The sequence below is a fragment of the Hymenobacter ruber genome, from assembly GCF_054783255.1.
Genome location: NZ_BAAGQX010000002.1, coordinates 1,380,906 through 1,404,459 on the forward strand (window position 1 = coordinate 1,380,906; position 23,554 = coordinate 1,404,459).

The window sequence follows — 23,554 nt, forward strand, 5'->3', positions numbered from 1 at the left end:
AAAATCAATTTTTTTACCTACCAGCAGAATACGTGCGGCGCTGCGGCCCCACGCCCGTAATCTTCACCGACTGCCAGCCGGTGGGCAAGGTGCTTTTGCGCTGCGTGATGCCGGCCGGCGTGATATCCAGCCCACCAAAGCCCATGAGCACGGCCTGTAGCACGCCGCCCGCGCCCGTGGCGAAGTAGGGATTGGTGCCGCCCTTAGTTTCGGCGATGACGCGGAAGGGCGGCAGCAGATTGGGCTCGTAAGCGTCTTTGAACCAGAGCCTGGCCTTATAGGCATTGCCCAGGCGGGCGTAGAGCAGGGCGAAGATGCCTTGGGTCATGGCCGGCGTGCCTTCGTTGGGCACGCGGGTTTCGTAGTAGGCCAGGTCTTTGCGGATTTGGGCGGGGTCGGTGATGACGTTCAGCGGGTAGGCCAGCAGGTTTACGTCGCCCTGCTTGATGCCTTCGCCGTGGTAAGTGGCGTGCTCCTGGGTCACGCCGTCGGCCATTTTTAGGATGGGAATGTTCTGGGCCACCAGCGCCCAGTCGGGGTTGGCGCGCAGACCCAGTAGTTTGGCGGCAGCGGCGGCGTTTTGCAGGTTGACTTTGGCGGCGGCGTTGGTGAAGGCGTCGTTGTTCACGTTTTCGGCCCATTCATCCGAAGCCACCACGTTTTTGATGTCGTAGTGGCCGGGGCCGTTGCGCTCCACCCGGCTGGCCCAGAAATCGGCGGTGGCCGATAGCATCGGCCAGCCTTTTTCGCGCAGCCAGTCTTTGTCCTGCGTCACGCAGTAGTATTGCCAGGCGGCCAGGGCCACGCAAGCCGAAATATGGTGTTCGAACGGCCCGCTCAGGGCCCACACTGGCGTTTCCTCCACGCCCGAGTCGGCGCTTTCCCAGGGGTACATGGCGCCCTGGTAGCCGTGGGCGAAGGCGTTGCGCCGGGCCGGCTCCAGGCGCCGGAACCGGTATTCAATCAATGATTTAGCGATTTCGGGGTGCAGCACCAGCAGCGCCGGGAACATCCACAGGTCGGCATCCCAGAAGACGTGGCCGTTATAGCCCAGCCCCGAAAGGCCCATGGGCGAGGGCGAGTAATCGGTGCCGGCCCGCGAAAAGCTGTAGAGGTGGTATAGCATCGAGTGCACGTCCTGCTGCGCCTGGGCATCGCCGCTTATCTGGATGTCGCTCTGCCATAGGTCCTGCCAGGCTTTGGCGTGGAAGGCCAGCAGCCGCTCCCGGCCTTCGAGGCGGGCGAAAATGGTCATGCGCTCGGCCTCGTTTAACGGGTCGGGGTGGTGGGCCGAGGTAATGGCCGAGCCGGCCACGGCGTAGCCGTAGGTTTGGCCCGCCTTCAGGGCTTTGCTGAACTTCATCAAATGTTCGCCATTGTCCCACATTTCGTGGATGACGCGCGGCTCCAGCCCCTGCCCTTCCGTGAACAGGAACGTGGTGGAGGCGCACAGCAACAGCTTGCCCGTCGGGCTTTTGGCCGAGGACGTGAGCAGGCGAACGGTGGCGTGTGGCCGGTCAATTTCGTTATAGTAGTTCTGCACGTCGCGCAGGGCGTCGGGCGTGTCCATCACGCTGGCAGCGGTCAGGCCAACGTCCTTTTTGGCCACGATGGACACGTCCAGCAATACCGTATAGGGCAGGTGGCGCAGCGCGTAGGTGGTGTAGCTGATGGTGGCCTTGTCCTGGTAGTCGAAGGTGGTGGTGAGGGTGGCTTTCTGCATGTCCAGCGCCTGCCGGAAATGGCTGGCATCGGCGGCTCCGAGGCGGCGGCCGTCGATTTCCATGTACATGTTCAGCAGGTTGATGCCGTTGAGGAAATTGCTCACCCGGCCCCGGCCGTACTGGTCGTAGGCCCCGGCCAGCACCACGTTCTTCACCTTAAATGGTTCGGGCGACGACACCACGCCCATGATGCCGTTGGCCACGGTCACGCCGTAGTAGTTGGCCGGGTCCACCTTGTCGGCGATGATGTGCCAGGGGTCGGGCGTTTGGGCGGCTAGGGGCATGCGGGCCGCAATAGCAAACAGCGCCAAAGCACCGAACGCCATTCGCAGCCATTTTGATTCTGAAATCACCATGTTAAGATGCCAGGGAAAGAAGTGATGTGGAATAAAAAAGGGTAAGCGTCGGCTTACCCTTTTTCGTAGTTCATGCTACCGGCCGCCTGTGGCCAGCGCGGCCGGTGCTGAAATCAACCCTTAATAACCAGCATTCTGGGTATAGTTCGGGTTAACAGCAATTTGTTGGTTCGGAATGGGAAAGATGAGGTACTTAACGTCACTCCCGGTTGCCGGGCCTTCCTGAATGGGGCCCAGGAACTTGCCAAACCGCACCATATCCTGCCGCCGCCACATTTCCAAGTACAGCTCACGGCCACGCTCATCAAGCAAGGTGTTCAGGTCTACGGTGGCCAGGGGGCCGGCATTGCGCGACGGATGCGTGCGGAAGGAGTTCACCAGCGCCTGCGGGGTGCTGCCGTAGGTGCCGGCCGTGGTGCCAGTGCCTCCGCGCAGAATGGCTTCGGCCTTCATCAGCAGAATGTCGGGCAAGCGGAAGTGCACCATGTCGTTGTCAATGGCTCCGGCCGAGTTATTGGTAAAATCTGGCGGGTACTTCATCGGGCGAATACCCGTGCGCTCCAGCGTTTTGGCATCGGTCTCAATGATTTTTACCTCACGGGTAAAAGCCAGCGGAGCACCGGCGCGGTCGGTAAGCGGGGCGTCGGTTTGCAGGTTATACTGCTGGCCAATCAGGAAACCCACGTTCTGGCGGTTGCCGGGGTTGGCGGGGCCGTTGGTGTAGCGATACACCGTGCCGCGGCGAATGTCGGTGGCCCCGTACTTGTCGTAGAAGTCCGACAGCGCGCACGGCCCATTATAGCCGCCGGGCACCATGTTGTAGTGCGAAATAAAGCGCCACAAATCGTACTGCGCCCCACTGCTGATGCCGCCCTGGTTCAGTTCGGTGAAGATGTTTTCGGTGCCGATGTTGGTGTTATCGGGCGCGAAATTATCGAAGTAGTTGGTAGCGAACCGATACCGATTGGAAGTGATAATTTGGTCGGCCAGCGTGATGACCTGGTTCATGTCGGCGGCTGCAAACGTGGGGTTTGCGCGGTTGGCGTACACGCCCTTGTTCAGGTAGCACTTCATGAGCAGGGCGCGGGCGGCGTCCTTGGTAGCGCGCGAAACCGGGGCATCGGGCAGGTCGTTCTGCACAGCCGTCACTTCGCTGATGATGTAGGTGAGGGCATCGTTGCCCTTGCGCACGCGGGCCACCTGCGTCACGGGCTCGCCGGGGTCGCGGTAAGGCACCTGGTCGAACAGGTCCAGCAGCCAGTACATGGCAAACGCGCGCAGGAAACGAGCTTCGGCCTGCTGCTGGGTGGTGGGATTGTACTGCAGCATGTCGGTGGCTGCGTACACCACCCCGTTCAGGTTGTTGAAGGCGTCGCGTATCTGGCCGTGGTTGGCGTCCCAGGTGTGCAGGTGCAACTGGCGCCACACGCCGTTGTCGTCCCAGTCGCCGGCCCGGGTAGGCATCAGGCGCTCATCGGTGGTTACCTCCGATAGGGCAAACACCTGAGTAGCGCCCTGAAACGGGCTGCGCATGGCCGTGTACACCCCGCTCAGCAGCGAGGCCGGACTAGTAGAACCACCGCTGCCGCCTTTTTGCACGGTGCCCTGAAACTCTTCTTTAATCTGGCAGCTGTTGGCGAGCTGGAGCAGGGCCAGCGTGGCCGCAATACTAAGTAGCTTCTTCATGATATAGCTAGGTTAAAGATTTGATTTACAGAGAGAAATTGACGCCGAACGTGAAGGTGCGGGCCGTGGGGTAACCGGTGTAGTCGATGCCGGCCGAGGGCACGCCGCCCACCGTTTTGTTGGTGTTCACTTCCGGGTCGAAACCCGAGTACTTCGTGATAACGAACAGGTTCTGGCCGATGGCGTAGACGTTGACTCCTTTGAAGACCTTGCCGAGGTCGCCCAGGCCATACGACAGCGTAACATTGGTAAGCTTCACGTAGTTGCCGCTTTCCAGGAAGCGCGACGAGGGCGCCAGCCGGTTGCTGAGCGATTCCTTCACGCCGGCCTCGTAGTTGGCCAGGGCAATGTTTTTACCGCTCTGAATCTGGCTCACGTTAAGCACGCTGTTGAAGGTGTTGTTGTAAATCTTGTTGCCAAACACGCCGTTGAAGTTGCCCGTCAGCGACAGCTTTTGGAACCGCAGGGTGGTGCCCAAGCCCGCCAGCGCGGTGGGATTGGGGTTGCCCAGGTAGCGGAATATGCCGCCGTCGGTGTACACCGACTGACCACTTTCGTCAACCCGCTGGAATTCCTGCGTGTAGAACGCATTGATGGGCAGGCCGCTCTGAATCACCTCCACAGTTACGCCCGACAGACCCTGGCCGCTGAGTGCGCCCGTCTGGATAACCCCCGGCAGGTCCTGCACCGTGTTCTTGATGAAGGTCGCGTTGCCAGTGAAGCTCACCCCGAAACTGGGGCTTTCCACGGCCGTTACGCCGGCCACCAGTTCCACGCCCTTGTTGATGATGGAACCGGGCAGGTTTTTCCAGGTGATGGGGCCGCCGGGGGCAGCGGGCTGAATCGGAGCGGTGGGATAGAGCAGGTCCGTCGTCTTCTTGTAGAAGTAGTCGGCGGTCAGGGTCACACGGTTGTTGAACAGGGCCAGGTCAACGCCCGCGTCGTACTGGGCATCCGACTGCCACTTCAGGTCGGCGTTGTCGTTGGTGATTTGGCCCGTGCCACCGTTGCTATTGGCCAGGAACGAGAACTGCTTGCGCGAGGCCCCGGCCGGAAACTCCTGATTGCCGGTGCGGCCGTAGCCCACCCGCAGCTTGAACTGATTGATGGCCTCCGTTTTGAAGAAGCTCTCCTGGCTGAGGTCCCAGGCCGCCGATACCGACGGGAAGTAGCCGTATTTGTTGTTGTCGCCAAACTTGGTACTGCCGTCGCGCCGCAGGGTGGCCGTGAGCAGGTACCGGCCCCGGTAGTTCAGCGTGGCCCGGCCAAAGAACGACTGCAACTCGGAAACGGGGTCGACAAACGACGAAATGTTGCGGCCCGAAGAGTTAGAGAACTGCAGGTAGTTGGTGTAGTCCAGCCCGTAGGTGCCGAAGCCGATGGGGTTGCCGGCGGCATCCACCGGGCCGCGCCCGTTCAGGTTCGTGCCCGAGTAGTTGAACCGGGTGTATTCGTAGCCCAGCAAGGCTGTCACGTTGAAATCCTCCCCAATTTTCCGGTTGAAATTCAGCGTGTGGGTCATTTGCTGGGTTTGCAGCTCGCTCGTGCCCACGGCGGCGTAGCCCAGGCGCTGGTAATCCGAAATGTTGAGCCGCTGGTCGATGGATGTGCGACGGATGCCGGTGCTGTAGTTGAGGGCCACCAGGGCCCGGTAGTCCAGCCAGTCGGTAAACTTGTAGTAGGGCGAAACCGAGGCCAGGGCCGTGGTCACGCGCGAGTTGTCGTTGTAGTATTCCTGCTGCGCTACCGGGTTGATAACCGAGCTACCGATGCGCGACACCGGTTGGCCATTGGCGCTATACAGCGAGTCGGTAGGGTTCCACTGCAAAGCCTGGCCAATGAGACTGCCCCGGAAATCGCCGTTGTTGGTGATAGGCGCCAGCTGCTCGCGCGACTGGCTGGCCGTGACGTTAATGTCCATCCCCAGGCGTTTGCTTTCCAGGAACTTCATGTTGGTAACGAAGTTGGTGCTGAACTTCTCGAACTCGGTTTTCTTAACGATGCCCTTCTGGTCGAGGTAGCCAAGCGAGAGGCGGTAGCGCGCGTTTTCGTTGCCGCCGTTGATGGAAGTATTGTAGTTCTGCACCGCGCCGGTTTGCAGAATGGCCCCGAGGGCATCGTTGCTCAGGCCCTTGTCGTTGGAGGCGCTGGCGCCGTAGTAGGCCAACGCCTGGCGGTACTGGTCAGCGTTGAGCACCTTGATGCGGCGCATGATGTTGGAGAAGCCGCTCGATACGTTCACGTCCAGCTTGGCATCACCAATCTTGCCCCGCTTGGTCGTGATGATAACCACGCCATAGGCGGCTCGTGAGCCGTAGATGGCCGTAGCCGAGGCATCCTTCAGCACGTCAATCGTTTCGATGTCAGCCGGATTCAGGAAGTTGAGCGGGTTGCTGTCGGGGCTGTCGCCGAAGGCCGTATTCAGGCCCGGGCGAGCCGAACGCCCGTCGAGCGGCACCCCATCCACCACGTACAGCGGCTGACCCGTGCCCGTCACGGCCGAGTTGCCCCGGATTTTGATGGTGGCCGCCCCGCCGGGCTGGCCGCTGTTCTGCGTAACCTGCACGCCCGAGGCCCGCCCCTGAATCAACTGGTCGGGCGAGGTATAGGTCCCCTTGTTGAAGTCTTTGGTCGACAGGGCACTTACGGAACCAGTCAGGTCACTTTTCCGCACCGTGCCATAACCCACTACCACTACATCGCTCAGCGCCTGCGCGTCGCTTTTCAGCGCCAGCGACACCGACGACTTACCCGTGATGTCGACCTGCTGCGCGGAGTAGCCCACAAATGAAAACGAGAGCTTGGTGGCCGTGGCCGGCACATCGAGCTGGAAGCCGCCATCGGCCCCGGTGCTGGTGCCAATGGAAGTACCGGGCACCAGTACCGTGACGCCAGGCAGGCCGCTGCCGGCTTCGTCCGTCACCTTGCCTGAAATCGTGCGGTTGGCCTGGGCTTGGCTCAACAGCGGAAACAAGATAAATAAGGCTCCCAACAGCAAGAGCTTCAGCAGTGTTGTTGGGCCGCGGCCTGCCGGGGCGGCCGGCAGCTCGCACGGATTGTACCGTTTGTACACGTTGTTTATCATGGTGTGAAAAGTGAAATGGTGGGAGATTTTTAAGCACTAAGTGGTTGGCAATTCCCCAAAAACGATTTCTGCAAACGATTTCGGAGAGGGCAGCGAGTGGCGGGTCTATTCATGTATTGCAGCGTTAGGTGAGAAGAATGAATTGTTGCGAAAAGCCAGGGTTTTTACTGCAGCGGAAGCACCACGGCCTGCCAGGGCTGAAGTGCCAGCGCCGGACTGCCGGCAGGGGTAGTGGGATAGTTATTGAGCCAGGCGGCCCCAGCAGGCTTCAAGCCCGTGGGCACGGCCCAGCTGCGCAGTTCCGATGAGAAGTTGAGCACCACCAGCACCTTATCTGCCCCCTGGGTGCGGGTGTAGGCGTAGATGTGCGGGTTGGCCGCGTCGAGCACTTGGTACTGCCCGTACACCAGCACTGGGTGCGCCCGGCGTAGGGCCGTGGCCCGGCGGAAGTGGTTCAGCACCGAAGCTGAGTCTTTCTCCTCCGCCGCCTCGTTGATGGAGAGGTAGTTGGGGTTGACTTTAAGCCAGGGCGTGCCCGTGCTGAAACCGGCCTGGGCCGTGGCATTCCACTGGAAGGGCGTGCGGCTGTTGTCGCGCGAGAAGCGGGCTAGGTCCTTGAGGTAGGCCGGCAGGCTGCCGCCCTGGGCTTTCACCAGCTGGTAGCCGTTGCGGGCAGCCACGTCGCGGTAGTCGGCGATGCTGGTGAGGCCGATGTTGGTCATGCCCAGTTCGTCGCCGTTGTAGCAGTAGGGCGTGCCGCGCATGGTGAGCAGGAAAGTATTCAGCAGCTTAGCCGAGGCGGCACGGAAAGCCGGTCGGTCGTCGCCAAACTTGCTCACGATGCGCGGCTGGTCGTGACTGCCGAGGTAGATGGACTGCCAGCCCTTGCCCGCAAAAGCGCTGTCCCAACGTGTGAACACGCGCTTGAGGTCGATGAGCTTGTAGCCAGCGGCCGAGTTACCCACGCCCACCGCATCGAAGTGGTAGGTCATGTTCAGCTCGTGGCGGGCGGGGTCCACGAAGAGCATGGCCTCCTGAGGGTTGCGGCCGGCTCCCTCGGCCACGGTCATGATGTTGTACTTGCTCAGCACCTCGCGGTTCATCTCCTGGAGGTAGTCGTGCAGGTGCGGGCCGTGGTTGTAGGCGTTGGTGTAGTTGCGCTCATTCAGGCCCGGCATGGGTGGGAACGTGGGGTCTTTGGCCACAAACTGGAAGGCATCCATGCGGAAACCGTCGATGCCCTTATCCAGCCAGAACTTCATCATGGCGTAGATTTCCTGGCGCAGCTTGGGGTTGTTCCAGTTCAGGTCGGGCTGCTTCCGCGAGAAATAGTGCAGGTAGTAGGCGTTGGTGAGCGAGTCGTACTGCCAGGCATTGCGCTTCACGTCGAAGGTGCTGTAGCGGGCCGGGGGCGTGCCTTTTTCGGCGGGCCACCAGTAGTAGTAGTCGCGGTAAGGGCTGGTACGCGAGCTACGCGACTGCTTGAACCACTCGTGCTCATCGGAGCTGTGGTTCACCACCAGGTCCATCACCAGCTTCAGGCCGCGCTGGTGCATCCCTTTCAGCAGCGCATCGAAGTCCTGCATGGTGCCGAACTCGGGCATAATCTGCCGGTAGTTGCTGATATCGTAGCCGTTGTCATCATTAGGCGAAGCGTAGATGGGGTTCAGCCACACGGCCCCCACGCCCAAACTTTTCAGGTAGTCGAGCCGCGAGCTGATGCCCTTGAGGTCGCCCACGCCGTCGCCGTTGCTGTCCTGAAAGCTGCGCGGATAGAGCTGGTACACCACCGTTTCCTTCCACCAATCGGGTTTCTTAGTCACCGTGCTGTCCGTTGCGGCAGCCGCGCCCGATGTGGGCGTTTCGGCCGTTTCAGCTTTCTGCCCCACCTGCCCGCAGCTCGCCAGCGCCAGCAGCAACGCACTGCTTGGCACCAGCCGCCGCAACTGCGGGCCTGTGGCATTCAGCAGAAATAAGGCGAGCGAAGAAAATGACATTATACGAAAATTTAGTAGAATTTTTCTTCTTTAACAAGCAGAACACTAAGGCATTATGGGCTGTCTGAGGTCTGCCAGACGCAAGCTGGTTAGTTGCGCCGGGCCGTCGGTAGTAAGGGTGATGCGGCCGGTGTGCTGCCGGGGAAAAACCAGGTCGGTGAGCGTGGTTTCGCCATCCTGGGCGAAAACCTCAACCACCGACTTGTCCACTAGCAGGCGCAGTTGAAGTTGGCCATCGCGCAGGGGTACTTTGGCCGTTTCGAGACTCATGGCGAACATGGGATGGAAGGCCACGTTGCCCGACTGCCGCCGGTCGAGCGTCAGTTCCTGCTTGGCTACATCGTAGCGCAGCACCGTTTTCTCATCGGCGCTTTGCAGCAGGTTCAGGGTGAGCAAATTGGCTTTGCCGGGTTTCAAGGTCAGTTCCAGGTCGTAGGACTCACCGCGGAAGGGCAGCTCGTAGCCGGCCGCGCCGGGCTTGAGGTCGCGGCTTCTCACGGTCAGGGTTTCTTTGCCCAGGCGGCGCAGTTCGGCCAGGGGCTGCTGGGCCAGCACGAGGCCGGCGGCGGTGCGGCGCAGACTCAGCTCGCGCGGCACGGCGAAGCTGCCGCGCCACTCGGTGCCGGTGGGCACGGCCTGCGCGTAGGCCCAGTCGTTGGCCCAGCCCACCAGCAGGCGGCGGCCATCGGGCACGTTATTGAAGGTGACGGCGGCAAAATAGTCTTTGCCGAAGTCGAGGTAAGCCGGCTCCTCGTAAGCATGGTCGGGCGTAAACGTCTTACCATCAAATTGCCCCAGGAAATACTGCTGGCCCCGGAACTGCTCCACCGGGTTGCCGGCCGAAATCAGCAGCACCCATTTGGTGCCGCCGCCGGGAACGGGCAACTCAAACAAATCGGGGCATTCCCACTCCTTCACCGTGTTGCCGGCACGGCCCCAGCGGCTCAGGAAGGTCCAATTTTTCAGGTTCTTCGATTCGTAGAGGTACACCTGCTGGCGGTCGGCTTTCACGGTTGCCATCACCCACTTCTGCTGCGGCGCGTACCAGAACACCTTGGGGTCCCGGAATTCCTTACTGCCGATATCGAGCACGGGGTTGCCGGCGTAGCGCTGCCAGGTGCGGCCGCCGTCCTGGCTGCTGGCTAGGTTCTGGTGCTGGGCCACCACCGCGCCGGCCCGCTCCTGGTGGCCGGTATAAAAGGCCACCAACCCGTCGGTTTTGCCCGCTGGAAACAGGCCCGAGGTGTTGTCTTTATCGACCACCGCGCTGCCCGAGAAAATCATGGTATTACTACCGTCAGGGCTGGCGTACTCAGTCAGGGCTACGGGCTGATGCGTCCAGTGCAGCAGGTCGGGGCTGGTGGCGTGGCCCCAGGCCAGGTGGCCGGGCTGGGCGCTCTGCGGGTTGTACTGGTAAAACAGGTTGTACTGGCCGTTGCTATACACTAAGCCGTTAGCGTCGTTTATCCAGTTTTTGGGCGCCGTAAAATGGTACACCGGCCGGTACGGGTCGGTGGCCGGCACCGGGGTTTGGGCCGGGCTGGAGATGCTCACGAGCAGAGGCAAAGCGCAGAGGAGCAATCGGTTCATCAGGTGGGAAATGGGCAACTTGAGGCAGATAGTAAAGTCAGATAATCAGGCAGTAGCGCCGGCCAATTCGCGCACCATGCTTTCGGAAATTGCCGGCGTGGCCCCCTGAAAAGTGGCGACCAGCGAGCCTGCCGCGCAGGCAAAAGCAAGATTGTCGGCGGGCGGCTGGTGGCTCAGCAGGCCCCGGAGCAGCGCTGCCAAGAAAGCATCGCCGCTGCCGATGGTGTCCTGCACGGCCACGGCGATGCCGGGGCTGCGGTAGAACTGCCCACCGGTCCAGAGCGCGGCACCGTCGGCGCCTTTGGTCACGCACACGGCTTGCAGCTGGAAGCGGGCCGCCAACCATTCCAGAGCCGTTTCTTCGGCCGGGCTGGCCCCGAACCATTCCATAATTTCGGTCAGCTCGTGGTGGTTGAGTTTCACGATGTCGGCGTGGCGCAAGAGGTATTGCACCACGTCGCGCGAATAATGAGGGGGCCGAAGATTGACGTCGAAGACCTTCAGTGGCGCCTGTTGCAGCAGGCGATACAAGGTTTCGCGGCTCACCGGACTGCGAGCAGCTAAGCTGCCAAAGACGAAGGCTTCGGCCCCCTGAACCAAGTCGCTAAGTGCGGGTTCATACTGGATGTAGTCCCAGGCCACCGGCTGGACTATCTTATAAGTTACCTCGTTGGTATTGCTCACGTTGGCTTTCACTACACCCGTGAGGTGAGTTTCGCCGCGCTGCACATACTTCGTGCTCAGCCCTTTGCTTTCCACAAAGGCCAGTAGCTCAGTCCCCAAATCGTCGTGCCCCACGCGGCTGATAAGCTGCGCTTCAAGCCCAAAATTGCGCAGGTGCACCGCCACGTTGAGCGGGGCCCCGCCCGGTTGCTTTCCGGTGGGCAGCACGTCCCAGAGCATTTCTCCGAAGCAAGCAATGGCCATGGCGTGAGGGGTGGGTTTTGGAGGTGAGAGTGTGAGTGGTGGCGAGTCAATTAATCGGCTGTCATCCTGAGCAGAGCGAAGGACCTTATCATGTCCGCGTCAATTGATTTACTGCAAATTTTTCAGCTGTAATAAGGTCCTTCGCTGCACTCAGGATGACAGATGGGCGTGCTAGTGCATGACCAACGCTTTATCGACCTGCTCCAGACTGGTACCCTTGGTTTCGGGCATAAAGCGCAGGACGAAAATGAGTTGCAGCACCATCATGCCGCAGAAGAATGCGAAGGTGTTGCCCCCGCCGAGGTGCTCGGCAAACCAGGGGAAAGTGAAAGCGATGACAGTGGCCATCACCCAGTGCGTACTCGAACCCAGCGCCTGTCCCTTGGCCCGCACCGCGTTAGGGAAAATTTCAGAGATGAAAACCCAGATAACCGCGCCCTGCGAGAAGGCGAAAAAGGCGATGTACACGAACAGCAGCACCGGCACCAGCACCCCGCCAAACTGCTGCGTGTAGAAGGCCCGCGCCACCAGCCCCAGCGTGGCAATGAGCCCCACCGAGCCCACCAGCATGAGCGTGCGCCGCCCAAACCGGTCAATCAGATTGACGCCCAGCAAGGTGAAGATGAAATTGACCAGCCCAATGCCCGCCGACGACAGCAGCGCCGCCCCCTGCCCCAGCCCGGTCATCTCGAAAATGCGCGGGGCGTAGTAGATAATGGCATTGATGCCAGAGACTTGATTGAAAAAGGCGAAGGCCACGGCCAGCAGCACCGGCGTGCGGTACTGCGCGCTCCAGAGCGACTCATCCTGGCCGGCATCGTGCGCCTGCGAGGTGAGAATGGCGGCCACGTCGGCATCCACGGTGGTGGGGTTGATGATGCGCAGCACGTCGCGGCCTTCGTCGAGGCGACCGTGCAGCAGCAGCCAGCGCGGGCTTTCGGGCACCCTGAACAGGAACAGGAGGAACAGCACCGCCGGCACGGCCTGCACGCCCAGCATCAGGCGCCAGGAATGCTCGCCCACGTTGGCCAGCAGGTAGTTGGAGAGGTAGGCGGCAAGGATGCCGAACACGATGTTGAACTGGAACAAGCCCACCAGCTTGCCCCGCGATTCGGCCGGCGAAATCTCGGAGATGTAGAGCGGTGCCGTCACTGACGACGCCCCTACTCCTAGCCCGCCCAAAAACCGAAACACCATGAACGGCACCCAAGCCGGGGCCAACGCCGCCCCTACCGCCGATACCAAATACAAGACTGCAATCCACCGCAACGTCTGCCGCCGCCCGAGCGCATCGGAGGGAATACCGCCGAAAATGGCCCCCAGCACCGTGCCGATAAGGGCAATGGAAATGGTGAAGCCGTGCTCAACCGCACTCAGGTGCCAGAGTTGCTGGATGGCTTTCTCTGCGCCCGATATGACCGCCGTATCGAAGCCGAACAGGAAGCCGCCGAGTGCCGTGACGATGGACCAGAAAAGGACTTTGCGCTGCACCATGAGAATGCGGGACGAGATGAGGTTGGCTCAAAAGTCCGGTGCGGGTTTCCCAAAGGCTTGCTCGTTTCTTTCAATTGCTTGCAGAATTCCAACATAAGCTGGTTTTGAAAACAATCTTTTGTTTATCAGTATTTTAATTCACGAAAAAAGGCAAGCCGATTTGGCTTGCCTTTCATTAATCTGACCCGATTTGCAAAAATATTTCAGCTGCGCGCGGGGGTGTGGAGGGCTTTATACTCCGAAGGCGACACCTGATACTTGCCTTTGAAGGCGGTGGAGAAGTACGAGGGCGAGGAAAAACCGGTGAGGTAGGCGATTTCGGCAATGGTGCTGCCTTCCTGCAGCAGCAGCAGCCGGGCTTTGGTGAGGCGCAGGCTCTGGATATAGTCCGACACGCCGGTGCCGAGCAGGGCTTTCACTTTGCGGTAGAGCTGCATCTGGGACACGCCCAGGCTGCGGGCCACATCGTCCACGCTCAGGGTGGGCTGGTCGAGGTTGGCTTCGATGATGGCGGTGAGGTCGGCGAGGAATTTCTGGTCGACGCGCTGCGGGGCCACGGTGGCGGTGTCCACGCTCAGTTCGCGGCGGAAATGCTCGCGCTGCTGGTCGCGGTTGCGCAGCAGCGTGCGCAGGCTTTCCACTAAAAAGGTGGGGTTGAATGGTTTGGTGAGGTAGAGGTCGGCTCCGGCCTGCACGCCGGCCACCTGCTCCTCGGGCGCGCTGCGGGCCGTGAGCAGCACCAATGGAATGTGCGAGGTGCGCCAGTCGGCCCGCAGCTGGGCCACCACTTCCAGGCCGCTCAGGCCGGGCAGGTTCACGTCGCACACCACCACGTCGGGGATGGTTTCGCCGGCCAGGCGCAGGCCGGTGAGGCCATCGGCGGCGGAGCTGACCTGGAAATAAGGTTGCAGCTTCTGGAGCAGGAAGCTACGCACGTCGTCGTTGTCCTCTATCACCAGGGCGGTGGCATCGGTGCGGGCCAGCGGCGGGGCGGGCTCGGCGAGCTCGTCGTCGGGCAGCAGCTCGGCGGTGGGGGCCGGGCGCGAGTCGGGGTCGGCTTCGAGGAAGGTGGCGGGACGGGCCAGGGGCAGTTTCACCTCGAAGGTGGTACCATGGCCCGGCTCGGTCCGAAAGGTGAGTGAGCCCTCGTGCAGCCGGGTCAGGCCCTCGGCCAGCGCCAGCCCGATACCGGAACTGTTAGCCGACGACCGGGTACCCTGGTAAAACCACTCAAACACGTGCGGCTGGTCGACTTCGGCAATGCCGCGGCCGGTGTCCTCCACGCTCACGCGCACCACGTGGGCCACCAAATCGGGCTGCAGGCTCACCGTGATGTGGCCGCCATCGGGCGTGTATTTAAAGGCATTGGATAAGAGGTTGAAAAACACCTTGTCCAGAATTTCGCCATCGAACCAGAGTTGCACCACCGGCTCGGCGGGCAGAAAACGGTAAGTAATGTTGCGCCGCCGCGCCGTTTTCTCAAACACGTCCATCAGCTCGCGCACGAAGTCGACGAGGTTGCCCTCGGTGGCCCGCACCGACATCCTGCCCACGTCAATTTTGCGAAAATCCATGAGCTGGTTCACCAGCCGCAGCAGCCGCTGGGCGTTGCGGCGCACCAGCTGCAGGTCTTGGCGCTGCCCGTCCGAGAGGTCGGCGCCATCGGTCAGCAGTTCTTCGACCGGCCCCAGAATGAGGGTGAGCGGCGTGCGCAACTCGTGCGAGAAGTTGGTAAAGAACCGCAGCTTGGCCTCGGAGGAGCGGCTGGCTTCCTCTGCGGTGCGGCGGCCGGCTTCGGCCAGCTGCTCAATCTGGTTGCGCTGGGTGCTGATTTCGGCGTTCTGCTGCTCCAGCTGCCGCCGGATGCGCCGGTTGAGGCGCAACGCCCGCCACGCCGACGCGCCCAAAAGCGTAGCAATCAACAAGCTGGTCAGCAGCAAATACACGGCCGTGCGCTGGCTGGCGTAGCGGCGCATCTCCGATTCGAGCTGCTGCTGCTGCCGCCGCAGGTCGTGCTGTTGAATGGCCAATTGCTCGGTCTGGGCGCGCATCGGCCCTACGTTGGCCGAGTCTATGACCATGGTTTCCAGCATGTTTTCCTTCTCGAAAGGCTCGTGGCGCAGGATGCGCAGGGCCGTCCGAATGGCCTCCTCGCCGCCCGTGGGGTAGAGCATGGTGGCGTTCAATATGCCGTCTTCCACTAGCTGCAGGCCGTTGCCCGGTCCGGCCAGCCCATCTACTCCGATGATACGTACGGGGTGTGGCAACTGCAATCGACTCACCACTTGGTAAGCAGCACGCGCCATGGGGTCATTGTGAGCAAAAATCAGCTCCGTTTCGGGGTGCACCCGTAGCACAGCCGGCAGCTGGCGCAGCACCGAGGCGGGCTGCCAGTCACAGGCCACCTCGGCCGTTAGGTGAATGTCGGGGTAAGCAGCCAGCACCTGCGCAAAGCCCTTGGCGCGGTCGGTGGCCGGCGAGGAACCCGGCCGACCCAGTATTTCGAGCACTTGGCCGCGCTGGTGCAGTAGCTGGGCCACGTAGCGGCCGGCCGTGCGGCCCACCTCCAGGTTGTTGCCGCCCACGTAGGCCGTGTACAGGCGCGAAGTGGTGCGCCGGTCCAGTATCACTACCGGAATACCTTGGTTGTAAGCCGTTTCGGTGAGGGCCGTGAGCGGGCCGGATTGGTTGGGGGAAATAATCAGCAGGTCGACCTTGTCCTTAATCAACTGCTCGACCTGCTGGCGCTGCAACTCACTGTCGTTGTGGGCGTCAAGCACCTGAAACTGCACGTTGGGATGGAAGCTCAGCTCCTTTTCCATGCCCGCCAGCATGGCCCGGCGCCAGTCGTCGCCCATGGTGCACTGCGAAAAGCCGATGCGGTAAACGGGTTCGGGCGGAGAAGCGGCGCAGCCTCCCAACAATACTCCTACTTGTAGTAGCAGCAGTGCCCGACACCATACCAACCTCAGAAAATCAGCCACTTATATTCCAGAATAAAAACTACGGGGTAAACGCGTTATTCAGGTGAGCCAACAGCCCATGCCTGCTGCAAACTACACATTATATGATGACTTAAATAAATCCTGGTGAACAGCAGGGTTTTCCTGACCATTTCCTCATGCAAACAACGAGGGTATAGCATTCGATTTTTTAGCACCCAGCACGTTTTATGACAAGACAGGAGATGCTGATGCTACGAATAACGGTGGAGGCCAAAAGCAAAACAGCCACCCAGCGTTGTAGCTAGGTGGCTGTTTTCGAATGAGCGAGAAACGAGGTTCGAACTCGCGACCCTCAGCTTGGGAAGCTATGTAATTAGTGTAATTGATAATTGCTAATAGCCCTTAGCGGTAGCTAAAACGCTGTTTTTGATACCCTCAGCCTATCACGGCTTATTGTCATTACCCCCCTTCTTACTACATTTGTGTAATTCGCCGTGTAATTGATGACATGCGGATTTTACAGCATGGGTAAGACGACAGAATACAAGGAAGGCAAGGCGACGGTGAAAGTGGTGTACTACACCAGCAACAAGCTGGCCGATGGTTCGCACCCGTTTTTCCTTCGCATTACGAAAGACCGCAAGCGCCAGTACATTGCCACCGGCTTAACGCTGCACCCCAAATACTGGAACCCGCTCAAAAAGGAAGTCCGTAAGTCTTACCCAGAACCAGCCCGCGAGAAGCTATTGAAAAAAATTGCTGAATGGGAAGCTAGATTTAGCACGGCCGCCGAAGAAAAGGCAGAAGCCGACGAGCAACACGACGTGGCAGCGGTAGCGCTTAAGGGCAATGAGGTTCGCAAGGCAGCGCGGCGCGTGAAGCTGCTGGCCTACTGCGACGAGCTAAGCGCTAATTACCTCAAAACCGGGCAGACGGGCAATGCTACGGTGTACCGGGACTTACGCAACCAGCTTGCCAAATTTGTGGCCGCTGAATCTAACGCCCCTACCCCACCAGCAGGCCGGGGGCAGGCCGACGCTTGGGCCACCTGGTTGACCAGCTACGATGTGCCCCTTGAAAAAGTCAATGTATCGTTCTGCCACGAATGGGAGCAGACGCTACGCGCTACTGGCATCAAGGAAATAACCTTGTCGCTCCGGTTTCGCACGTTGCGGGCGGTGCTCAATCAAGCCATAGCAGCGGGACTAATGAAGGCGGCTTCTTACCCATTCGCCCGCACCGTAGCAGAGAAGCACAAGTTGCAGGTCGGCAAGTTTGATGTGAGCACGGCGAAGCGGGCTATAAGTCGCGACGAATTACGCCTACTCGAAGCATTGGAGCCAGCCAATGAGCGGCAACGGCTGGCAAAGGACGTGTTCCTATTTTCCTTCTACTGCGGGGGTATCAATTTCGTGGACTTGGCTCAGCTACGCTGGCACAACCTAAGTGGGACTGCCGTAGGCAGCGGCCACCCTGACCGCCTCCATTACGTGCGCCAAAAGACGGGCGGCAAGTTCTCACTGCGACTGCTGGCCCCCGCCGCTGCAATTGCGGCTGCCTATCAACCGCTGACCTTTGCCACGCCCACAAGTTACGTTTTCCCCATACTTGACCCGGCTAAGCATAGCAACCCTACGCAAGTCAAAAACAGGCTGCATAAAGTGCTAGGGCAAGTGAACCAGGATTTGAAAACGCTGGGGCAAGCGGCTGGCATTGCAACGCCCCTCACTACTTACGTGGCCCGTCATAGCTTCGCCACCACTTTGAAGATGAGCGGGGCCGCAACTGGCGTTATCAGTCAGGCAATGGGCCATAGCTCAGAAGCGGTAACGGCTGTGTACTTGGATAGCTTTGCCTCAGAAATGGTTGATGCCGCTTATGAGGGGCTACTTTAATTCTGCCTTTGACCTTTACGGATGGCTTCTTACAGCGAAGAACTAGCGAGGCGAAAACAGGCAGCGGCTGATGAAGAGGCAGCATTTGTAGCCCATTTTGGCCGTGAAGCGGAAAACTGTGCGAACTGGGATGACCTTTGGCAACATGGTTGGCGCGAGGAACTAGTAAATCCAGCCCCTACCGCCACTTACCAGCCGAAAGGTCTACCAGAGGACGGGGCAGGCGGCTGGGTTTCTGATGACGGCCGCCAAGCCTTTGCTGACCCACCGAGCCTTTATAGCGATAAGTTTCTATTTCACTTTGCTGGGCAGTTGGTTGATGAGGAAGCTACGGTGGCTGCAAGGGTTTCTGACTGGCTGCAAGATGCCGACGAAATGGACTGCGACCAGTTGAGTGCGATAGTGGGCAAAGTGGCTACCTACTTAGCGAATTACAGCTTATACCATGTATCTGGCACTGGTCGGAATGTAGACATGGGATTACTTGGACCCGAACGGCTAGAAGCCTTTTTTCAAAACTGGGATAGCACGAAGAACGCCGCCGGCTTATTTATTTCCTGTCCTGGTCTTGCGGTTGCTAATCGGCGGCCTGTGCCAGCGGTAGTGGTTGGCAGCGTATTGCAAGCTGTGAGAAGGCAAATTGAGGCGCGACGGCAACAGTTACAAACCACTGTTTTCATTCCAGCACCTAAAGAGAAGAAAGGCAAAGTCTCATTGTCCACGCTGGCTCTAATTATACTCTACAAGGGCGAAACGGTACAACGTGGAGCGCAAGCAAACCGGCTTGCCCAGGAGGCTGGCTATGCTAGCGGTGACAGCCTGTATAACAACTACTGCAATTACTCGACACAAGAAAACCGGATTGGGTTTGGCAACGATACCGCTAGGAAGGGCCGTAACATGATTGCGCGTATTCAAGCCGCCCTGCCTTACTTGGATGGAGCCGCAAGGGAAAAGGCTGAAAACGAGATTAATACAATAGAAGCAAGAATTTCGTAACCGATTATAACCGATTACCGCATTTGCCTTCAGGGAGTTTTGGGCCGTCAAACTAACAGACGCAAGCAATGCAAAACCCCTTTGAAACACTCAGCACCAGACTGGGCCACTTGGAAACCCTAGCACTTCAAATTCTGGATAAGCTGGGAAGTCAGCACGAACCTACTGCCCACGTTGGCGGGATTGAGCTTGCCCAAGAAGTAACCCGGCTAAGCAAGCCGCGCATCTACGCGCTAGTATCGGCGCGGGGCATTCCACACAGCAAACGGGGAAACAAACTCTATTTTGACCGAGCCGAACTGCTGGCATGGGTAGCGGTTGGGCGGCGCGGTGAAGTAACCGCTACCAAGTAGCAGGTAATGATTGACTTCGTAAAAATCGAGCTGCCTCCCAAAGTAGGGGCCGCCTGGGCGAAGCATCCAGACCTGAACTTCTCTACTTCCGTCGGTTGCCAGACGGGCGAGGTTTCGCCCCGTAGCCAAGCCCGGTACCGGCACTTGCTGTTTGAAACCTTTACGGGCGGCCGGGCTACTATTGCGGGCAGCTTGCATAAGTACGCCCACGGCTTGCATAACGGCGACGACTTTCCGGCGTGGAACGTGGCGGCCACCATTGCCGAACTAGCGCACGCCTTTGGGTTTCGGCCGGAGCAAGCCACGTTGCGAACGGTGGAGTTCGGATTGAACGTGCCGCTGCCGGAATCGGCCACAAACTTGCTGAGTAGGGCTGTACTCTACAAAACCTTGCCGTTCAGCATTGAGCATTTTGGAGGAGCAGGTTACTACTTAAACGCTGCCGCGCAACAGTACTATCTCAAGCTCTACGACAAGCAACGGCACTTGGTGGCAATAAACCACCCACCACCGGGCCCACTGCTGCGCGTCGAAGTGAAGGTTACGCGAATGGTGTGGCTAAGTGATGCCGGGGTTGTTACGCTGGCTGACCTTGCCAACCCTGAGTGCCTGCGGCAACTGGGGGTACTGCTGGCACAAGCATTCCAAGATACCCTGTTTGCAGCTGTAGCAGTTCCGGCCAGCCTCTCTAATGCTGAACAACGATTGCTGACTGCGGGCAGCCGTTCGAACTATTGGCAGACCCTACGCAAGGAGCATCCGGCCAGCCTGCGCAAGAACCGCCAACGTTACCGTGAACTGACTGCCCTACACGCTCCTGATACGCTGGCAATGGTGGTAGCTGCCGACCTACCGGAACGATGGGAACGACTGCGAATGGCGGCCCAACCCATTTCGGAATCAACAGGCCGGGCGAAGGCATTTATCCCGGAATTAACCGACCTATCAACTGAGCCGGTGAGGGTAGCCTTTCCCGGTTTTAACCCCTTGATTATAGGGGAAGAAGTGGGAATCGCAGAAGCTAGCGCGACGGTACGACGGTGCAAGACGTGCGGGCGGGATATTTCAGGACAACAGGCGAATTCACTGTTTTGCAGTCAGGCACTATACGGAGCCGCTGGTAAGCGTTGCCGCAATGCCGATAGCAACCCGCGCAACAACGTGCGCCGGGCGGCAGCACTCAAATACCAGAAGCTCCTTACTCGGCAGCTTGCTTGCTTGTAAACGGCGTTGTCGTTATGCTGGCTGCTGGGTAAGGCTGGCGACTATGAGCAAATGGCCTCAACTTCTGCGCTACAAACAAGCCGGAATAACCATTGGAATTTGGTCACGCGACGACTCTGCACCAATTTGATTACAAGCGTCTGAACCATAGCTAGTAACTATGCTCCTAAAGTTCAGTAGCAGCACTAGTAATTCCCACGGTTTGTATGGGGTAATGGCATGCCTAGAAAGGGGGCGTTTATCCCGGTTTTAACAAGTAGTTGGCTGTACCTACACAAATTAAATTTTTGAGCAAGTCGGTTGGGTGTGCCCGCTTCAATCAGGCCCACCGGGGTTTGCTGGTTTGATTTACCCACTAGTTAGAATTGGCTCAACAGGTACACTTGGCGCAGTAAGGCACTCACAACGCTGCTGTTTTATCAGTATTGAACCCAAAACAATAAAGCGACAAGTTGGACAAACCGACTAAACAGAAGCGTCCCCGAAGGTTCATGCCATTTTGATTAGTCGGGGACAACGGAGGTCTTTCGTCGGAGTTCTACAAAGTAGCGCGGGGAGCCATCGTCATAGGTTGTATTTGAAAGTGTCACAACGTAGGTAGCACCGGTGTATTGGTAGCGAATCCCGTTCTCCATGACGCTGGTGGCCACCTGCATTTTATTTTGCACTGCTTGTTGCTTGATGGCTTGATATACATTGGCCGATGGTTGGTAGAGCACCATAAAGGCGTGTTGAGCATTGCTGCCATCTGCATGTATGTCGGGACTGTCACAGTAGCGGTTGGTTATTTGATTACAGAAGAACACGTTCACCACGGCAGGACGCATGCTGACGCTGTTAGGCTGAGCGTGTTTCCAAGATACCTGGTCTTGTTCCTCGTCCGGCGATGATTCACTGAAACGCCACCCCAATTGCTCTAACCGAGTTTGTACGCTCGGCAGGTCCACTTGATTATGTAGGACGATGAGTTGTGCCAATGTGAAGTTTTGAGCACTAGCCTCCCCAATAAAGAGGTACAGGGTCAGCGTTATCAATAGTTTTTTCATGAAAGGAGCATACAGGACTAGAATCCCTAAACAGCAGTGCACAATATTACAACACTCAGTAAGACCAGTATAAATACTTATTTTAAGTAAACTTTCATTGGGCAGGAAGCTTTAGCGGAAGCAATTGTCGTAGTTGCAGCAGCTAAGCACTAAAATACTAATTTAAGTGTTACTTTTGCACTCCAATTGCCAAAAAAATTAGTGCGATGACTTCCTCAGAAGCTGCTAAATATATCATCGCCTTTTCCGATTCTAAAGGCGACTTGATAACCAATAAGAAGTTGCAAAAGCTTCTGTATTACGTTCAAGCGTGGAACCTTGCCGTGTTTAATAATCCCTTGTTCAATGATGAGCCACAGGCTTGGCGTCATGGGCCTGTATATCCTACGGTGTATCAAGCCTTCAAAAAACACGGCGCTGAACCCGTTTCATTGAAAGATGAATATGAGCGTGATGCGCTGGATGCTGACGACATGATGAAGCTTATCTCTCGCGATAACAACTTGACGCTGGAGAAACAGGGCTTAATCGAAGAGGTTATGACCAAGTATGGCACGCAGTCAGCCTTTTCCTTAGAGATTTTGAGCCACCGTGAGCGCCCTTGGTTAGATGCTCGCGAGGGATTAGACGATTTTGACCGTTGCGACAAGGTGATTACACACGAGGCAATGCGTCAGTACTATTCCTCATTACGCAAGAAGAAGCAAGAAGCTTAATAGCCAAAATGCTGTATGGCAACAAGCTACTTAGACGATTTTGGAGATGATGCCTTTGAGGAAATAACAACGCAAGGTGTTAAGACCAAGCCGAACGACTCTATTCCTAGTTTATCAGACCATCATCATTTCAAGCCTGTGTTTGGGCTTGATTATATTTCGTTTAGCCAAAGTGGGTTTTGCTTCAATAACCCTTCCGTTCCTGCGCTTGACTTTATCGAGTTGCTCAGATGTTGCCAAACGATAAGTCAATTTACTTATGGCGAGTTACGGGACGTATCTGTCGGTAACGCATACCACTTCCACGAAGTGGATAGGTGGAGATTGGTTCAACATGGCTTGATTGAAAAATTCCAAGCAAAGTTGTCAGGTAGAACAAAAGGCTTACCGCCAGTCTATCAATTTGCTCTGTACACAGATTCTAGTAGAGGTTCTGCTCCGCGAGTTTTAGGCTATGTTGGCAAATGGGGCATATTTTACTTGCTCTGGTTTGATTGGCTGCACGCACTTTATCCTCGCGCTGCTCCAGCCGCGCCGGTAACTCCTCCCCCGGCAAATACCTCAGTTACTCCGGTCCCGCTAGTAACCAATTCCCCGGCAGATTCTCCATCTGCTTTTCGCGCTGATGGGAAGGCGAAGCGACCTAGGTTGCCCAAGCCTGATAGTAACAATTGACCGCCCCTTTACGCGCCCCTACGCGCGTACGCGCCCCTACGCGCGCGGGTCATGCACGCGGCTACATGCGTGCGCCTGCGCGTGTTGAGGAGACCTTTTAAGTCACCTCTATGTTGCTTAGGGCTACCTAGTGTAGAAGGGCAATAAAGAGCAAAACACCTAGTAGCTGCGAGTGCCCGCCTTTAGCTTAGGCTATTGGGTGCGGGGGGTAATTAGCACCTGTCCCGGTTTAACAAAACAAGTTTGGGGCAACTAGTGAAGGGCACCTTGATTGGCTACCTAGTCAGGTAATGCAAGGCGCTTGGCTAGACTTAGAAAACACTTGTGTAATTCAACGTGTAATTAAAAACCAAAACAGCCACCTAGCAAGTGCGCTAAGTGGCTGTTAATCAATGAGCGAGAAACGAGGTTCGAACTCGCGACCCTCAGCTTGGGAAGCTGATGCTCTACCAACTGAGCTACTCTCGCGGGGATATCTTGGTGGCCCGAAATTACGCCAAAGAACCGGAATCGCAACGAAGGAAACGCAAACGGCCAACCTCACCTTTGCGGGCATCGTATGACCGGCTGATATGGCCACTCCTCCCCTCCCTCCTGCTACCCAACGCCTGGTTGGCCTGCTGCTGATATTTAGCGGCGCGCTTTTGGGGATTGGTTTACTCCTGAAAGTAGCCGTCGGGGCCTATTCCTGGAATGCGGGCAGTCCGGATAGCCCCTCGGCATTGATGCTGTCGGTGAACCTGGTAGGATTGCTGGCCAGCGGCTTGCTGATGCGCGTGGGACTGCGGATGCGGCGCGGCACCAGTGTGCACCGCAATCCCAACGCCGACGAGATACTTTAA

16 protein-coding genes and 1 tRNA gene are annotated in these 23,554 nt (G+C 58.2%); 7 read left to right on the forward strand and 10 right to left on the reverse strand.

Annotation, left to right across the window (positions count from 1 at the left end):
- Window positions 1-13 precede the first annotated feature (13 nt).
- The 8 genes from ACYVM5_RS06510 to ACYVM5_RS06545 all read right to left on the reverse strand — a co-directional run bounded on the left by ACYVM5_RS06510 (window position 14) and on the right by ACYVM5_RS06545 (window position 15,843).
- Window positions 14-2,008, reverse strand: a complete 1,995-nt coding sequence (locus ACYVM5_RS06510; RefSeq protein WP_460617310.1) for a glycoside hydrolase family 65 protein — start codon at window positions 2,006-2,008, stop codon at window positions 14-16.
- A gap of 192 nt (window positions 2,009-2,200) precedes the next feature.
- The gene (locus ACYVM5_RS06515) at window positions 2,201-3,766 is read right to left on the reverse strand and encodes a RagB/SusD family nutrient uptake outer membrane protein (protein ID WP_460617311.1); all 1,566 of its coding nucleotides are present in this window, start codon (window positions 3,764-3,766) and stop codon (window positions 2,201-2,203) included.
- Between the two features lie 25 nt (window positions 3,767-3,791).
- Window positions 3,792-6,851, reverse strand: coding sequence for a SusC/RagA family TonB-linked outer membrane protein (locus ACYVM5_RS06520; RefSeq protein WP_460617312.1), 3,060 nt, complete (start codon window positions 6,849-6,851; stop codon window positions 3,792-3,794).
- Window positions 6,852-7,015: 164 nt separating this feature from the next.
- Window positions 7,016-8,848 (reverse strand): glycoside hydrolase family 13 protein, encoded by a 1,833-nt coding sequence (locus ACYVM5_RS06525; RefSeq protein WP_460617313.1) that lies wholly within the window; start codon window positions 8,846-8,848, stop codon window positions 7,016-7,018.
- 45 nt (window positions 8,849-8,893) lie between these two features.
- On the reverse strand, window positions 8,894-10,438 hold the full coding sequence (locus ACYVM5_RS06530) for a glycoside hydrolase family 32 protein (RefSeq protein WP_460617314.1): 1,545 nt from the start codon (window positions 10,436-10,438) through the stop codon (window positions 8,894-8,896).
- 45 nt (window positions 10,439-10,483) lie between these two features.
- Window positions 10,484-11,365, reverse strand: a complete 882-nt coding sequence (locus ACYVM5_RS06535) for a carbohydrate kinase family protein (RefSeq protein WP_460617315.1) — start codon at window positions 11,363-11,365, stop codon at window positions 10,484-10,486.
- A gap of 171 nt (window positions 11,366-11,536) precedes the next feature.
- Window positions 11,537-12,859, reverse strand: a complete 1,323-nt coding sequence (locus ACYVM5_RS06540; RefSeq protein WP_460617316.1) for an MFS transporter — start codon at window positions 12,857-12,859, stop codon at window positions 11,537-11,539.
- 203 nt (window positions 12,860-13,062) lie between these two features.
- Window positions 13,063-15,843, reverse strand: a complete 2,781-nt coding sequence (locus tag ACYVM5_RS06545) for a hybrid sensor histidine kinase/response regulator transcription factor (protein ID WP_460617317.1) — start codon at window positions 15,841-15,843, stop codon at window positions 13,063-13,065.
- A gap of 485 nt (window positions 15,844-16,328) precedes the next feature.
- Here ACYVM5_RS06545 and ACYVM5_RS06550 point away from each other — a divergent pair, with 485 nt between their 5' ends.
- The 4 genes from ACYVM5_RS06550 to ACYVM5_RS06565 all read left to right on the forward strand — a co-directional run bounded on the left by ACYVM5_RS06550 (window position 16,329) and on the right by ACYVM5_RS06565 (window position 20,275).
- Window positions 16,329-17,699: a site-specific integrase gene (locus tag ACYVM5_RS06550; RefSeq protein WP_460617318.1), complete on the forward strand. Its 1,371-nt coding sequence runs from the start codon at window positions 16,329-16,331 to the stop codon at window positions 17,697-17,699.
- A gap of 21 nt (window positions 17,700-17,720) precedes the next feature.
- Entirely contained in the window at window positions 17,721-18,698 is a 978-nt protein-coding gene (locus tag ACYVM5_RS06555; RefSeq protein ID WP_460617319.1) for a hypothetical protein, read from the forward strand.
- 68 nt (window positions 18,699-18,766) lie between these two features.
- A complete protein-coding gene (locus ACYVM5_RS06560; protein WP_460617320.1) occupies window positions 18,767-19,051 on the forward strand; it encodes a helix-turn-helix domain-containing protein in 285 nt (94 codons plus the stop codon).
- Between the two features lie 6 nt (window positions 19,052-19,057).
- The gene (locus ACYVM5_RS06565; protein ID WP_460617321.1) at window positions 19,058-20,275 is read left to right on the forward strand and encodes a hypothetical protein; all 1,218 of its coding nucleotides are present in this window, start codon (window positions 19,058-19,060) and stop codon (window positions 20,273-20,275) included.
- A gap of 503 nt (window positions 20,276-20,778) precedes the next feature.
- On the opposite strand, the gene ACYVM5_RS06570 is transcribed toward ACYVM5_RS06565, so the two are convergent.
- Window positions 20,779-21,321, reverse strand: a complete 543-nt coding sequence (locus ACYVM5_RS06570; RefSeq protein ID WP_460617322.1) for a hypothetical protein — start codon at window positions 21,319-21,321, stop codon at window positions 20,779-20,781.
- A gap of 206 nt (window positions 21,322-21,527) precedes the next feature.
- Between ACYVM5_RS06570 and ACYVM5_RS06575 the strand changes: the two genes are divergently transcribed.
- Both ACYVM5_RS06575 and ACYVM5_RS06580 read left to right on the forward strand, forming a co-directional pair.
- Window positions 21,528-22,037: a Panacea domain-containing protein gene (locus ACYVM5_RS06575; protein WP_460617323.1), complete on the forward strand. Its 510-nt coding sequence runs from the start codon at window positions 21,528-21,530 to the stop codon at window positions 22,035-22,037.
- A 15-nt stretch (window positions 22,038-22,052) separates the two neighbouring features.
- Window positions 22,053-22,712 carry a hypothetical protein gene (locus tag ACYVM5_RS06580; RefSeq protein WP_460617324.1) on the forward strand — a complete coding sequence of 220 codons (660 nt, stop codon included), beginning with the start codon at window positions 22,053-22,055 and terminating at the stop codon, window positions 22,710-22,712.
- Window positions 22,713-23,107: 395 nt separating this feature from the next.
- Here ACYVM5_RS06580 and ACYVM5_RS06585 read toward each other — a convergent pair.
- Window positions 23,108-23,180: transfer RNA gene (locus ACYVM5_RS06585), tRNA-Gly, on the reverse strand.
- Between the two features lie 104 nt (window positions 23,181-23,284).
- On the opposite strand from ACYVM5_RS06585, the gene ACYVM5_RS06590 reads away from it, so the two are divergent.
- Window positions 23,285-23,554, forward strand: a complete 270-nt coding sequence (locus ACYVM5_RS06590) for a hypothetical protein (protein WP_460617325.1) — start codon at window positions 23,285-23,287, stop codon at window positions 23,552-23,554.

Excerpts from the sequence above, each read along its gene's own strand:
- ACYVM5_RS06525 (WP_460617313.1), bottom strand. The coding sequence starts at position 8,848 with ATGTCATTTTCTTCGCTCGCCTTATTTCTGCTGAATGCCACAGGCCCG.
- ACYVM5_RS06570 (WP_460617322.1), bottom strand. The coding sequence starts at position 21,321 with ATGAAAAAACTATTGATAACGCTGACCCTGTACCTCTTTATTGGGGAG.
- ACYVM5_RS06540 (WP_460617316.1), bottom strand. The coding sequence starts at position 12,859 with ATGGTGCAGCGCAAAGTCCTTTTCTGGTCCATCGTCACGGCACTCGGC.
- ACYVM5_RS06550 (WP_460617318.1), top strand. The coding sequence starts at position 16,329 with ATGGGTAAGACGACAGAATACAAGGAAGGCAAGGCGACGGTGAAAGTG.
- ACYVM5_RS06555 (WP_460617319.1), top strand. The coding sequence starts at position 17,721 with ATGGCTTCTTACAGCGAAGAACTAGCGAGGCGAAAACAGGCAGCGGCT.
- ACYVM5_RS06510 (WP_460617310.1), bottom strand. The coding sequence starts at position 2,008 with ATGCCCCTAGCCGCCCAAACGCCCGACCCCTGGCACATCATCGCCGAC.
- ACYVM5_RS06590 (WP_460617325.1), top strand. The coding sequence starts at position 23,285 with ATGGCCACTCCTCCCCTCCCTCCTGCTACCCAACGCCTGGTTGGCCTG.
- ACYVM5_RS06515 (WP_460617311.1), bottom strand. The coding sequence starts at position 3,766 with ATGAAGAAGCTACTTAGTATTGCGGCCACGCTGGCCCTGCTCCAGCTC.
- ACYVM5_RS06565 (WP_460617321.1), top strand. The coding sequence starts at position 19,058 with ATGATTGACTTCGTAAAAATCGAGCTGCCTCCCAAAGTAGGGGCCGCC.
- ACYVM5_RS06535 (WP_460617315.1), bottom strand. The coding sequence starts at position 11,365 with ATGGCCATTGCTTGCTTCGGAGAAATGCTCTGGGACGTGCTGCCCACC.
- ACYVM5_RS06520 (WP_460617312.1), bottom strand. The coding sequence starts at position 6,851 with ATGATAAACAACGTGTACAAACGGTACAATCCGTGCGAGCTGCCGGCC.
- ACYVM5_RS06580 (WP_460617324.1), top strand. The coding sequence starts at position 22,053 with ATGGCAACAAGCTACTTAGACGATTTTGGAGATGATGCCTTTGAGGAA.
- ACYVM5_RS06530 (WP_460617314.1), bottom strand. The coding sequence starts at position 10,438 with ATGAACCGATTGCTCCTCTGCGCTTTGCCTCTGCTCGTGAGCATCTCC.
- ACYVM5_RS06575 (WP_460617323.1), top strand. The coding sequence starts at position 21,528 with ATGACTTCCTCAGAAGCTGCTAAATATATCATCGCCTTTTCCGATTCT.
- ACYVM5_RS06560 (WP_460617320.1), top strand. The coding sequence starts at position 18,767 with ATGCAAAACCCCTTTGAAACACTCAGCACCAGACTGGGCCACTTGGAA.